The 10,630-nt window shown below is 72.3% G+C and carries 13 protein-coding genes and 1 pseudogene; 7 read left to right on the top strand and 7 right to left on the bottom strand.

All coding sequences use genetic code 11. From position 1 onward, the window contains the following. Nucleotides 1-627, top strand: a 627-nt coding sequence (locus ACZ45T_RS38920; RefSeq protein ID WP_468449181.1) for a hypothetical protein, incomplete at its 5' end; no start/stop codon positions are given. Here ACZ45T_RS38920 and ACZ45T_RS38915 read toward each other — a convergent pair. Next, entirely contained in the window at nucleotides 624-965 is a 342-nt protein-coding gene (locus tag ACZ45T_RS38915; protein ID WP_468449179.1) for a protease inhibitor I9 family protein, read from the bottom strand. The two genes, ACZ45T_RS38920 and ACZ45T_RS38915, sit on opposite strands and share 4 nt — an antisense overlap. Before the next feature lie 199 nt (nucleotides 966-1,164). Here ACZ45T_RS38915 and ACZ45T_RS38910 point away from each other — a divergent pair. Then, nucleotides 1,165-1,628, top strand: a pseudogene (locus tag ACZ45T_RS38910) (S8 family serine peptidase); the annotation flags it as partial. Between the two features lie 3 nt (nucleotides 1,629-1,631). Here the strand turns inward: ACZ45T_RS38910 and ACZ45T_RS38905 are convergent. Together ACZ45T_RS38905 and ACZ45T_RS38900 are read right to left on the bottom strand one after the other, a co-directional pair. Beyond that, nucleotides 1,632-1,886, bottom strand: a complete 255-nt coding sequence (locus ACZ45T_RS38905; protein WP_468449177.1) for a DUF397 domain-containing protein — start codon at nucleotides 1,884-1,886, stop codon at nucleotides 1,632-1,634. After that, nucleotides 1,870-2,706 (bottom strand): helix-turn-helix domain-containing protein, encoded by an 837-nt coding sequence (locus ACZ45T_RS38900; protein ID WP_468449175.1) that lies wholly within the window; start codon nucleotides 2,704-2,706, stop codon nucleotides 1,870-1,872. Before ACZ45T_RS38900 ends, ACZ45T_RS38905 begins: the two co-directional genes overlap by 17 nt. 113 nt (nucleotides 2,707-2,819) lie before the next feature. Between ACZ45T_RS38900 and ACZ45T_RS38895 the strand changes: the two genes are divergently transcribed. From ACZ45T_RS38895 to ACZ45T_RS38885, 3 genes are read left to right on the top strand one after another with little or no spacing between them, the layout of a single operon-like run. Further along, entirely contained in the window at nucleotides 2,820-3,041 is a 222-nt protein-coding gene (locus ACZ45T_RS38895; protein WP_468449173.1) for a hypothetical protein, read from the top strand. Beyond that, the gene (locus ACZ45T_RS38890; protein WP_468449171.1) at nucleotides 3,038-3,724 is read left to right on the top strand and encodes a hypothetical protein; all 687 of its coding nucleotides are present in this window, start codon (nucleotides 3,038-3,040) and stop codon (nucleotides 3,722-3,724) included. The genes ACZ45T_RS38895 and ACZ45T_RS38890 overlap by 4 nt, the downstream gene beginning before the upstream one ends. A gap of 19 nt (nucleotides 3,725-3,743) precedes the next feature. Next, complete coding sequence (locus ACZ45T_RS38885) at nucleotides 3,744-5,204, top strand: PQQ-binding-like beta-propeller repeat protein (RefSeq protein ID WP_468449169.1); 1,461 nt, start codon at nucleotides 3,744-3,746, stop codon at nucleotides 5,202-5,204. Here the strand turns inward: ACZ45T_RS38885 and ACZ45T_RS38880 are convergent. The 4 genes from ACZ45T_RS38880 to ACZ45T_RS38865 form a co-directional block, all read right to left on the bottom strand. Further along, complete coding sequence (locus ACZ45T_RS38880; protein ID WP_468449167.1) at nucleotides 5,191-6,183, bottom strand: GNAT family N-acetyltransferase; 993 nt, start codon at nucleotides 6,181-6,183, stop codon at nucleotides 5,191-5,193. The genes ACZ45T_RS38885 and ACZ45T_RS38880 overlap by 14 nt on opposite strands. Nucleotides 6,184-6,224: 41 nt before the next feature. After that, nucleotides 6,225-7,700: a PTS transporter subunit EIIC gene (locus ACZ45T_RS38875; RefSeq protein WP_468449166.1), complete on the bottom strand. Its 1,476-nt coding sequence runs from the start codon at nucleotides 7,698-7,700 to the stop codon at nucleotides 6,225-6,227. 56 nt (nucleotides 7,701-7,756) lie between these two features. After that, nucleotides 7,757-8,680: an N-acetylmuramic acid 6-phosphate etherase gene (murQ, locus tag ACZ45T_RS38870; protein ID WP_468449164.1), complete on the bottom strand. Its 924-nt coding sequence runs from the start codon at nucleotides 8,678-8,680 to the stop codon at nucleotides 7,757-7,759. A gap of 128 nt (nucleotides 8,681-8,808) precedes the next feature. After that, nucleotides 8,809-9,708, bottom strand: coding sequence for a MurR/RpiR family transcriptional regulator (locus tag ACZ45T_RS38865; RefSeq protein WP_468449183.1), 900 nt, complete (start codon nucleotides 9,706-9,708; stop codon nucleotides 8,809-8,811). A 160-nt stretch (nucleotides 9,709-9,868) separates the two neighbouring features. On the opposite strand from ACZ45T_RS38865, the gene ACZ45T_RS38860 reads away from it, so the two are divergent. Further along, nucleotides 9,869-10,240, top strand: coding sequence for a hypothetical protein (locus ACZ45T_RS38860; protein WP_468449162.1), 372 nt, complete (start codon nucleotides 9,869-9,871; stop codon nucleotides 10,238-10,240). Further along, the gene (locus tag ACZ45T_RS38855) at nucleotides 10,237-10,506 is read left to right on the top strand and encodes a DUF4031 domain-containing protein (RefSeq protein WP_468449160.1); all 270 of its coding nucleotides are present in this window, start codon (nucleotides 10,237-10,239) and stop codon (nucleotides 10,504-10,506) included. The genes ACZ45T_RS38860 and ACZ45T_RS38855 overlap by 4 nt, the downstream gene beginning before the upstream one ends. Nucleotides 10,507-10,630: the final 124 nt, after the last annotated feature.

Below are 10,630 nucleotides of genomic sequence, written 5' to 3'. Positions count from 1 at the left end.
GAGTCGAGCAACCTCTGGGTTCTCGAGCATGCCGACACGGTCATTGCCACCGCGCGCACCACGCCTCCCGGTGAGGAGATGCTCCTGGCCGAGGCTGCGGCACGCGACGAGGCGGCGGCACGCGACCTCCTGAGCGGCGTTGCCGCCCTGGCACCCGGCGACCCGATACGGATCGTCCATCGGGCAGGCACCGTGACAGGCAACGCGTGGCAGGAGTTCATCGACCACGAACCGCACCGGAACGCAGAGCAGTACTACATCCGCATCCCGGATGTCGCAGCGCTGCTCGACAGGCTGCGTCCGCTGTTCTGGCAGCGCCTCACCACGGCCGGGATCGACCGCACCGGCCGGGACATCGTCATCTCCACCTTCGGCGCCCACTACCGGATTCCCGTTCTCGCCAACGGGCTCGGTGAGGTCGTCACCGGCGGCCCGATACAGTCGCCCGGAGCTGTGGAAGGCGCCGGGGTAGCGCCCGACCATCTGGCCGCCCTGCTGTTCGGCCCGCACGGAATCGAAGGGCTGACCCGGATCCGCCCCGACGTCTACGCCGCGGACGAGGAGCTGTTCCAGGTGCTCTTCCCTCCACTCACCGCGGACGTACTCAGCTACTACCTGCCGTACTAGGCGGCGGTGCCGAAGGCGGACGCGATGCCGTCCTCCTGGACCGACTCCACGATCGCGGTCGCCCGCAGGGCCTCGACCTGCTCGGGGGAGAGGCGGGCCGCGAAGCCGTTCAGCGCGGTGCGGTAGACGTGGATCGGGGTGATCCCGTAGGCCTGCGCGACGACGGCCGGGTCGAGGTCCGGGTGCACGGTCACGATGTACGTCGGCCACTCGGCCGGGACCGCCGTCGCGCGGGCGAAGGCGGGCTCGAAGGCGGAGGCGTGGGCGCGCAGGCGGCCAGTACGGCGACGGCCACGGGCAGGTCTCGGCTCAGACGGTTGCGCATGGGGCGAGGCCATCACGCGCGTCGGGGCCGGTCAACGACGCCCGCAGGTGTGGCGGGGGCACGGGGGAGCGCACCGGCCGTGCGCCCGCCGATCCGGGGCGACCCGTACGGGTGATCTCGCCGCGGCGGCCACGGACCGTGCGGGCCGGGACGGCGCCGGGCGCGGCCTTGACGGCAGAGGGGGATAACCCTTTCTGCAGCTTGTGCGACAGCCGGCCGTGCCGAACGGCTCCCTGGGCGGGGACAGGTCGGAGGCGGTGAACAACGCCGCGACCGCCCTGTCCGACGCGCTGTGCTGCCGGTCATCGCGGCGGGCAACGATGCGAAGGATGCCTGCAACGTCTCGCCCGCGTCCGCCGCCCGGGTGCTGACCGTCGCCGCATCCAACCAGTGGGACGAGGAGACCTCCTTCTCCAACTACGGCATGTGCGTCTCCCTCTACGCACCGGGCCAGGCCATCGTCTCCGCCAGGCTCGGCGGCGGCAGCGTGGCCCAGGACGGTACGTCGATGGCCGCCCCGCACGTCACCGGTGTCGCCGTCCTCTACAAGAAGGCGCAACCGAACGCGGACCCGGCGGAGATCAACGAGTTCCTGGACAGCGAGTCCACCAAGGACGTGCTGAACAGCGTCAGCAAGGGCAGCCCGAACCAGCTGCTGTTCACCGGCGGAATCTGACGGTCAGAGGGTCCCGACGAAGGTGGCCCAGGCCCGCGCGTGGAACACCACGTTCGGGCCTTCGGGCTGCTTGGAGTCCCGTACGGGGACGAGGTCGGGGAGGCCGTCGGCGACTTCGAGGCAGCTGCCGCCGCTGGCATCGCTGTGGGTGGACTTCCGCCAGGTGGCCATTTCCACGCAGTCGCCGCCGGTGCCGTCGCTGTAGCTGGACTTGTGCCAAGTGGCTGCTGACAGGTCGTACTCAGGCGTGCTCGTCATGCGCGTAATCCTCCGCCACGGACTCGATCATGGCCAGCGATTGGGTGGGTGACAGCGCGCTGGCCGTGAGGAGATCGTAGGTCAGCGAGTGGCGGGCAACGGTGGCCGGATCGTCCAGCAGCACGCCGATTGCGTTCCCTTGGACATAGGCGAGTGGAGGAGCATCCTCGAAGGTCATCAGCTTCAGCGTGCCTCCCATGGAGGAGTGTGCTCCTGCGCTGAACGGCAGCACCTGCACGAAGATCCGTCGTGTGCGGATCAGGGCCGCGATGTGACGTAGGGCCTCCGCCATCACCGCCCTACTGCCGACGATCCTCCGGAGAACGGCTTCGTCCAGCACGCACCAGAACAACGGTGTTGTTGGATCACCCAGCAGGCTGGCGCGGTCCAGTCGGTTCGTGACCAGTTGGGCGATGACTTCTTCTGGAGCCGTCGGTTGGTACGCGAGGAAGACCTCCCGAGCGTACGCCTCCGTCTGGAGCATCCCTGGCAGCGCGAGGGGTGCGTACTCGCGGATCGTCTTGGCTTCCGCTTCTGCCTCGGCCGCCTCAGCAAAGTGGTTCGGGTACTTCGACTTGGCCAAGGCCCCGCAGTTGCGGGCGAAGAAGCCACCCGTGTCGAGGATGTCGTCTATCTGCCGGGCGTATTCGAGGTGCATGCGGCGGGTGCCCGCCTCCAGCTGGCCGATGAACGAGCCGCTCACGAAGAGCGGTTCGCCCAACTCGGCCTGTGACATGCCCTTGCGCTCACGCGCCACGCGCAGTTCGGCGCCGAGGAGGGCGCGGGGTGAGGAGGATGGATCAAGGCTCTTTCCTGCCATGGAAACTCCTTGGAACACGTGCGGTTGTTTCGGGTTCCGCATTGAAAGGCTAGCGAGCGGGTCGCCACTCTGAGTGTCGAAGTCGAATACTCAGAGTGGAAAGGTGACATGTCATGGTGCTCACGCCGATGGAGCGCATGCAGGCGGCCGAGGAGGCCGTCCAGCAGCTGAGGGAGTCCCTCGCCGGGGTCGGGGTCCTGTTCCCCTCGCTGGACGTGGAGCGGGTCTCGGCGGCGGGCTCGTACGGGCTGCCCCTGGTCGACCTCGGCCGCTGCAACCTGGACACCGCGCTCCGCCTCGCCGCCGTTCTGCACGAGCGGGCGGCCGGCGCGTGAGCGAGGCGGTGGAGGCGGCGGAGTTCGCCTTCGAACTGGGCTGGAAGCTGCGCGGGTTGGAGACGGCCCTGGTCGGCGGTGCGTGGCGGCGCCAGGGCATGGGGCCGACCGTGCGCGTGCGGCGCGCAGCGGGCGGCGGCGGGCTGTTCACCGCCGTCGGGGACGACGGGGAGCGGCGCGAGACGCGGTCGGCCGAGACGGCGGACGAAGCGACCGCCCTCGTGCACGAGGCCTTCGGCCTGACGGCGTGGCGGCCGCTGCCGCCTCCGCCGCCGGGGTGGCAGCGGTTCACGCTGATCCACTGCCCGGTGCAGGAGTGTCCGGAGTTCGAGGACGCGCGCTACGAGGCGCTCAAGGCCCGGCCCCCACAGGGGTGTTCGGTCGAGGAGGTCGGCGGGTACCTCGCGCTGCGCTGCGAGCGGCCGGGGGCGCGGCTGCTGGACGCGGTCGCCGAGACCTGCCGGGAGATCCGGCAGGAGCACGGGCTGCTCATGAACGACCTGGGCATCGAGAAGCTGTGGGAGTGGTCGGCGGACGGTACGGACGGCTGGGGCGCGGAGATCGTTGGCCAGTTGCTGCTGATGGCGGCCGAGCGGGGGCCGAAGCTCGGCTACAGCGCCGATGACCTGGTGCGGTTCCTGCGGACCGCGGCCGCCGGAAGTGGGGGCCGCCGCCAGCACTAGTCTGCGATCGGGGGGGATCATGGACATACAACCGTCGTTGTTCCAACGGCTCTTCGCGTGGCTCTTCACGACCGCTCGGCTCGGCGTCACCGCGGCCTGCGCCGCAGTGACGCTGTTGTATTCGGCGCTCTTCTGGAAGCTGTGGCTCGTCGACACGCCCGGCACGGTGTGCGGCGGGGCGGACTGCCCCCGCGGCATGGGCCGGCTGGCGATCGTCATCCCGCTGCTCGTGATCGTCACGTGGCTGCTGTGGGCGTGGATCGCGCGCGAGCGCGAGCGGGCCCCGCGCCGGTCCGTCCTGGCCGGGGTGGCGGCCAGGGTGCTGGCCACGGCGCTGGCGCTGGGCGCGCTGTCGCCGGGCTGGGACGCGTACGAGTGGATGCGCGGCCCGCAGATGGACCTCTCCGGCTGGCAGGTGCCGGCTGCGCCCTCGGCGCGCCCGGTCGGCGTGTGGAAGCGGGAAGGGGCCTCCGCGGTGCTCGTACGGGCGCGGGCGGACGGCCTCGTCGCGTACGACGGGGAGGGCCGCAGGGGCTGGCGGTGGGCCGCGGCCGAGGGGACGGCGGTGTGCGCGCTGAGCCGCAGTACGCCGAAGGACGTCGGGCTCGTCGCCTACGAGCGGGACGGGCAGGGGTGCGGGTCGCGGGTCGGGGCCGTGGACCTGGTCGAGGGGCGGAGGCTGTGGCACAAGGACTTCACGCCGTCTTCGGTGGCTGCTGTGGGCGGTACCGCCGTGGTGGCGGAGGCGGGCGCCGTGGTGGGCCTGGACCTGCGCGAGGGCGGCGAGCGTTGGCGGATCGCGGTACCGGCCGGGTGCCGGGTGCGGGCCGTCGACGGGGCCGGGGACCGGGCGGTGTACGTGGAGCAGTGCGGCAGCGGTCCGGAGGCGACGGCCCGGCTCACGGGCGCCGACGCGCGGACGGGCGCCCGGGCCTGGCAGACCCGGCTCCCGGCGGAGGGCGCGCCGGGCGAGGTCCGGGTGCTGTCCGCCGAGCCGCCGGCCGTACGGGTCGCGGGCGCGGTCCTGCTCTTCGACGGCGAGGGGCGGCAGCGCGGGACCATCCGCACCGAGGGTGTGTCGGGCGACCTGCAAGCCGAGCCGGAGCCGGTCGTGCACGGCGATCTGCTGGTCACGGCCGTGAAGGACGGCAGGAAGACCGGGCTGTCCGCCCACTCCCTCACCCGCGGCACCCTCGAATGGCGCAAGGAATTCGGTCGGGACACCGCCGTGACCGCGATCGCGCTGGGACGGCCCGGTGAGGTCTTGGCGGTGACGAAGGACCGCTGGTGGACCTACCTGACCCGGTGGGACGTGGCCACCGGCAGGCAGCTCCAGGAGTCCACGATCCTGCGCGACCTGCCGCTGGGCCGCCGGTTCTTCTTCTCCCCGGGCCCGCCCGGCTCCTACGTCTTCGTCAACCTCGACGAGAGCGACACCCTGCCGCCGACCTTCGACATCGACCCGGTCATGGGCTGGTGACGACGTCCGTGCGCAGGCGGGCGTGGAGGTGTTCGTCGTGCCAGCCGTCCGCGTGGAGGAGCGCGCCGCGCATGGTGCCCTCCAGGGGGAAGCCGGCCTTGGTGGCGATGGCGCAGGAGGCGGGGTTGGCCACCGAGTGGGTGATGCGCAGGCGGTGCAGGCCGAGTTCGTCGAAGGCCCAGCGGCTGAGGAGGTCCGTGGCCTTCACCGTGACCCCGCTGCCGCGTCCGGCGGGGAGCAGCCAGTAGAGGAACTCGCCGCTGCCGCCCCGGAGGTCGAGGTCGGCCACGCCGATCAGGCCGACGGCCGGGCCGCCGGTGGCGGGGGCGATCGCCCAGATCGCGGCTTCCTCCGCCCGCCAGAGCTCGCGGAACCGCGCGATGCGGTCCTCGGCCTCCGCCAGGGTGCGGTGCCCGGGGCGGTTCCAGTGCCGGATGTCCGGGTCCTGGCCGGCCGCGACGAGCGCGGGGGCGTCGTACGCCTCCCAGGGCCGCAGCAGCATCCCGCCGGGGAGGGCGAACTCCGGCTGGGGCAGGGCGGACATCCGGCCGGGGGGAACGACCGCGGGTATCGGCTCGCAGGCGCGGAACCGGGCCAGGAGGTCGCGTCCTTCGGGACAGTCGGGGCGGAAGAACTGCCGGGCCAGGTCGGGCGGGACGGCCGGGCCGTGGAGGCGGGCCTCGTGGCAGCTGAAGCAGAACTGCGCCTCGAACAGCGGGGGTTCGAGCGCGTCCCGGTACGCGCGGATCGCCCAGCCGGGGTGGTAGCCGCAGCGGTGCGACACGCTGCGCGGCAGGGCGGCGATCAGGGCGAGGGCCGGTTCGGCCTCGGCCTTGGACCACACGGCGACCGGCTTGCCCGGGTGGGGCTCGTAGGGGCGGTCGCGGGGGAAGAGGGTGCTGTGGTCGTGGGGCATCGCGGCGACGCGTATGACCTCGATCAGGGTGGCGGAGGCGACGGCCTCGGTGGGGAGCAGCATCCGCACAGCATCGTGCGTGCCGCTCCCCACCGGCCAATCCTTTACGCCAGGGCCGGTTCCTTCTCGGGCTCGGGCACGGCGTCCGCGGCCGGGTCCGGGTCGGTGTCCAGGTCGGTCAGCATCTGGCTGGTGAAGCCGAAGAAGTAGGTGGCGGCGAAGCCCACCAGGTAGCCGACGGCCAGGCCGCCCGCGTAGATGGCGAGGGTGGCGCCCATGCCCGACTCGCCGTCCAGGAGGGGGAACAGGGCCCAGCCCGAGGGGCCGATGGCCGTGGAGCCGAAGGCCAGGCCCAGCTGGTTGAAGAGGCCGACGAAGGCGCCGCCCGCGGCTCCGCCGATGCAGGCCGTGACGAAGGGGCGGCCCAGGGGGAGGGAGACGCCGTAGATGAGCGGTTCGCCGACGCCCAGGAAACCGGCCGGGAGCGCGGACTTGATGGTGGCGCGGATCGAGCCGTTGCGCGGGAGCCGGTAGTAGACGGCGACGGCCGCGCCGACCTGGCCCGCGCCCGCCATGGCGAGGATCGGGAGGAGGACGGTGTAGCCGGACTGCTCGATGAGCGTGGTGTGGATGGGGATCAGGGCCTGGTGCAGGCCCAGCATGACGAGGGGGAGGAACAGTCCGCCGAGGACCAGGCCCGCGAGGGCGCCGCCGTTGTCGAGCAGCCAGTTGGCGAAGGAGCCGATGGCGGCGGAGGCCTCACCGGCGAGGAACATCAGGCCGAAGATGGTGACGAGGCCCGAGAGCAGGACCGTGAGGGTGGGGGTGACCAGGACGTCCAGGGCCTCGGGGACCCACCTGCGGCACCACTTCTCCACGTACACGGCGAGGAGGGCGGCGGCGAGCGCGCCGAGGACGCCGCCCTGGCCGGGGGAGAGGGACTGGCCGAAGGCGTCGATCTTGGCGACGCCGGGGAAGACGATGATCGCGGCGACCGCTCCGCCCAGGACGGGCGTACCGCCGAACTCCTTGGCCGTGTTGTAGCCGACGAACACCGCGATCAGCGACATGAAGCCGGAGGCCATGGCGGCCAGCGCCGGGACGACGGCGGGCAGCCAGCCCATGTTCGTGAGGAGGCCGTTCAGGCCCGCGATGATGCCGCAGCCGATCAGCGCCGGGATGAGCGGGACGAAGATGTTCGCGATGCGGCGCAGGAACAGTTTGACGGGCGTGGCGTTGCGCGCCTTCTGCGCTTCCTTCAACGCCGCGCCCTGGGCCTTGAGTTCGTCCGCCGTGACGGCCTTCGCGGGAGCGGCGGCGCGGCCTTCCTCGACCAGCGCCTCGAACTCCGGGGTCACGCGGGCGACCGTGCCCGGGCCCAGCACGATCTGGTACGTGTCGTCCTCGACGACGCCCAGGACCGCCGGGAGGGCCCGCAGGGCGTCGTCGTCGACGAGCGAGCGGTCCCGCAGGGTGATGCGTAGGCGGGTCATGCAGTGCGCGATCGAGGTGATGTTGTCCGGGCCGCCGACCAGAGGAAGGATCGCGGCGGCTGTGGCGCGGTTCTTGTCCGTGGACATGGTGGGGTCGCCTTGCCGTAGGGGGAGAGGGGTCAGCGGGTTTGTGGGCGGGTCTGTCAGTTGGTCCGGGCGAGGGCGGCGCGGAGGTGGCCCTGGGAGGCGGCGAGGAGTTCGGCGGCCCGGCGGCCGTCGACCCCGCCGAGGATGACGAGGATCGCGTTCTTGACCTCGCCGTCCGTGGCGGTCAGCGCGGCCTCGATCTCCTCGTCGGGTGCGCCGGTGGCCAGGGCCACGATGCGGCGGGCGCGGGCGCGCAGCTTCTCGTTCGAGGAGCGCATGTCGACCATGAGGTTCCCGTACGTCTTGCCCAGGCGGATCATCGTGATCGTCGAGATGAGGTTGAGGACGAGCTTCTGCGCGGTGCCCGCCTTCAGGCGGGTCGAACCGGTGAGCAGTTCGGGCCCGACGACGACCTCGATGCCGTGCTCGGCGGCGGCCGCGAGCGCGGAGCCGGCGTTGCAGGACAGGCCCACGGTGAGCGCGCCGCGCGTACGGGCGAACTCGACGGCGCCGATCGCGTACGGGGTGCGGCCGGAGGCGGAGATGCCGATGACGGTGTCGTCCGGGCCGATGCCGAGCGCGGTCAGGTCCTCGGCCGCCAACTCGGCGGAGTCCTCGGCGCCTTCGACGGCCTTCACCATCGCGGAGGGGCCGCCCGCGATCAGGCCGACGACCTGGGCCGGATCGGTGTTGAAGGTGGGCGGGCACTCGCTGGCGTCCAGGACGCCCATCCGGCCGGCGGTGCCGGCGCCCGCGTAGACGAGCCGCCCGCCGCGCGCCATCCGTAGCGCGATCGCGTCGATCGCGGCGGCGATCTGCGGCAGCGAGGCGGCGACGGCGGCCGGGACGGTGGCGTCCTCGGCGTTCATGGTGCGGGCGATGTCGAGGGTGGGGAGCCGGTCGATCTCGGCGAGTTCGGGGCGGAAGGCCTCGGTGGTGAGGGTGGCGAGCTGGGCGCGGAGTTCGGCGTACGCGGTCATGGGGGTCCCTGGGGGTCGGGGGGGGGGGGGGGGGGGGGGGGAAGAGGAAGAGATGGCACCCACTCGCTCTTTGCTGGGGGTCGAGGCCCCCGCCCCCCCCCCCCCCCCAAAGAGAGAGAGAGCTGGCGCTAGCGCGTCGTGTGGCGGTGGGCGAGGGCCTCGTAGGAGGCGGCGAGGGCCGGGGCGGCCCGCTCGTACGTCTGCTGCGCCACGCCGACGAACAGGCAGTCGACGACGAGGAGCTGGCTGGTCCGGCTGGACATGGCGGCCGGGCGCAGCTGGGTCTCGCGGGCGGCGGAGGTCGCCAGTACGAGGTCGGCGTGGCGGGTGACCGGGCTGTTGGGGCGGGCGGTGAGGGCGATGGTGGTGGCGCCGCGTGCGAAGGCGGTGCGCAGCGGCTCGATCACGTCGCCCGTGGAACCGGAGTGGGTGATCGCGACGGCCACGTCGCCGGGGCGCAGCTGGACGGCGCCCGTGACGGCCAGGTGGGGGTCGCCGTGGGCGTGGGCGACGAGGCCGATGCGCAGCAGCTTCTGGGCGAGGTCCTGGCCGACGAGGGCGGAGGCGCCGACGCCGTAGATGTCGATGCGGCGGGCGGTGGCGAGGGCGGCGACGGCGGCGGCCAGCTGGGTGAGGTCGAGCCCGGCGGCGGTGTCGGTGAGGGTCTGCGCCTCCTCGTGGGCCAGCTTGGCGACGACGTCGGCGAGGGAGTCGTCGACGGCTATGTCGACGGTGACGGCGGGCGCGGCGCCGGACTCCTGCCGGGCGGCGAGGGCGGCGAGGGCGAGGCGCAGGTCGCGGTAGCCGGGGTAGCCGAGGAGGCGGGCGGCGCGGACGACGGTGGCCTCGCTGGTGCGGGTGCGCTCCGCTAGGGCGGTGACGGTGAGCTGCGCGCAGCCTGCCGGATCGGAGGCGACGGCTTCGGCGACGGCCTGCACGGAGGGGGTCATGGAGGGGGCGAGGGTGCGGATGCGGGCCTGGAGTGTGGAGGGGGATGGCGGGGGTTGGCCGCCGGGGCTCCGCCCCAGACTCCGCGCCTCAAACGCCGGCGAGGCTGGATCGAAACTTTCCTTCGCATTTCTTCTCACGTCTGAAATCTATTTTCAGAGTGGGGGGTGGGCAATCCGCCATTGGGCCCTTGCAAAAAGGACCTTCGTCACCGGGCACGGTCGGGTCCACAATGGGCCCATGGACCACGCGACCCCCCTGGAACAGGCGCTGCATGTCGCCCGTGCACTTGTTCTCGCCGATCTCGCCGCCGGTGAGGTCGCCGATGCCGATGTCGTCTCCCTCGTCGAGGACTCGGTCACGCACCGCCGGTGGTGGGTGGAGCAGTGGCCGGAGGGAGTCGACTACCTTCCTGGACTCGTCGCCCAGGACGTGCAGGACGCGCTGCTGGAGAAGTACGGGCGCTGGCCGCTGTGCCCGGTCTGCGCACACGGCGATCCGCACGCACTGGACGTGGAACCGGAACTCGGACCCGACCCGCACTGGGTGTGCTCGGAGGCGGGCGTGAAGGTGGCGGCTGTGGGCGGCCTCGGCCCGGTCTTCCACCCGTGACCGTCTACATAGACCCGCCCACCTGGCCGGGCCATGGCCGCATGTGGTCGCACCTGGTCAGCGACGTCTCGTACGAGGAGCTGCACGCGTTCGCGGCGGCCATCGGCTGCCCGCCGCGCGCCTTCGAGCGGGACCACTACGACGTGCCCTCGTACCGCTACGCGGACGCGGTCGACGCGGGCGCGGTGGAGATCGGCAGCAAGGAGCTCGTCCGCCGCCTCACGGAGGCGGGCCTGCGCCGCCCGAAGGGCCGGGCGCAGGCGTAGGCGGAGGCCTCGGCCCGCCCGGGGCAGGGCCTAGACGAGTAAGTCCGAAGTCTTCGGGGGCATGAAGCGAGGGTCTCGTTGATCCGTTTGTGACGACAGATCTCGAAACCCTCGCGACAGCACT

It is taken from the genome of Streptomyces sp. NPDC030995 (assembly GCF_055571215.1).
This window is presented reverse-complemented; position numbering and strand designations above follow the sequence as displayed.

What these genes read in the sequence shown, in the direction of transcription:
- murQ (WP_468449164.1), bottom strand. Translation starts at nt 8,680, where the DNA reads ATGACCGCGTACGCCGAACTCCGCGCCCAGCTCGCCACCCTCACCACC.
- ACZ45T_RS38885 (WP_468449169.1), top strand. Translation starts at nt 3,744, where the DNA reads ATGGACATACAACCGTCGTTGTTCCAACGGCTCTTCGCGTGGCTCTTC.
- ACZ45T_RS38900 (WP_468449175.1), bottom strand. Translation starts at nt 2,706, where the DNA reads ATGGCAGGAAAGAGCCTTGATCCATCCTCCTCACCCCGCGCCCTCCTC.
- ACZ45T_RS38880 (WP_468449167.1), bottom strand. Translation starts at nt 6,183, where the DNA reads ATGCTGCTCCCCACCGAGGCCGTCGCCTCCGCCACCCTGATCGAGGTC.
- ACZ45T_RS38905 (WP_468449177.1), bottom strand. Translation starts at nt 1,886, where the DNA reads ATGACGAGCACGCCTGAGTACGACCTGTCAGCAGCCACTTGGCACAAG.
- ACZ45T_RS38915 (WP_468449179.1), bottom strand. Translation starts at nt 965, where the DNA reads ATGGCCTCGCCCCATGCGCAACCGTCTGAGCCGAGACCTGCCCGTGGC.
- ACZ45T_RS38895 (WP_468449173.1), top strand. Translation starts at nt 2,820, where the DNA reads ATGGTGCTCACGCCGATGGAGCGCATGCAGGCGGCCGAGGAGGCCGTC.
- ACZ45T_RS38860 (WP_468449162.1), top strand. Translation starts at nt 9,869, where the DNA reads ATGGACCACGCGACCCCCCTGGAACAGGCGCTGCATGTCGCCCGTGCA.
- ACZ45T_RS38875 (WP_468449166.1), bottom strand. Translation starts at nt 7,700, where the DNA reads ATGTCCACGGACAAGAACCGCGCCACAGCCGCCGCGATCCTTCCTCTG.